Annotated in this window: 1 tRNA gene and 1 rRNA gene; both read left to right on the top strand. The window is 50.5% G+C overall.

Annotation, left to right across the window (positions count from 1 at the left end):
- The first annotated feature begins 6 nt into the window (after positions 1-6).
- A 5S ribosomal RNA gene (rrf, locus tag ACEN36_RS13195) occupies positions 7-122 on the top strand.
- 10 nt (positions 123-132) lie between these two features.
- Positions 133-206: transfer RNA gene (locus tag ACEN36_RS13190), tRNA-Asn, on the top strand.
- Positions 207-208 lie beyond the last annotated feature (2 nt).

Genomic DNA, 208 nt, shown 5'->3' with positions numbered 1-208 from the left:
CATATGTGTGGTGACGATGGCAAGAAGGTCACACCTGTTCCCATGCCGAACACAGTAGTTAAGCTTCTTAGCGCCGAAGGTAGTGAGGGGTTTCCCCTTGTGAGACTAGGACGTTGCCGCGCATATAGTTATTCCGCAATAGCTCAGTTGGTAGTAGCGCGTGACTGTTAATCACGATGTCGTAGGTTCGAGTCCTACTTGCGGAGTT

Source organism: Desemzia sp. FAM 23989, assembly GCF_045528345.1.
In the GTDB taxonomy this organism is placed as follows: Bacteria; Bacillota; Bacilli; order Lactobacillales; family Carnobacteriaceae; genus Desemzia.
This window is presented reverse-complemented; position numbering and strand designations above follow the sequence as displayed.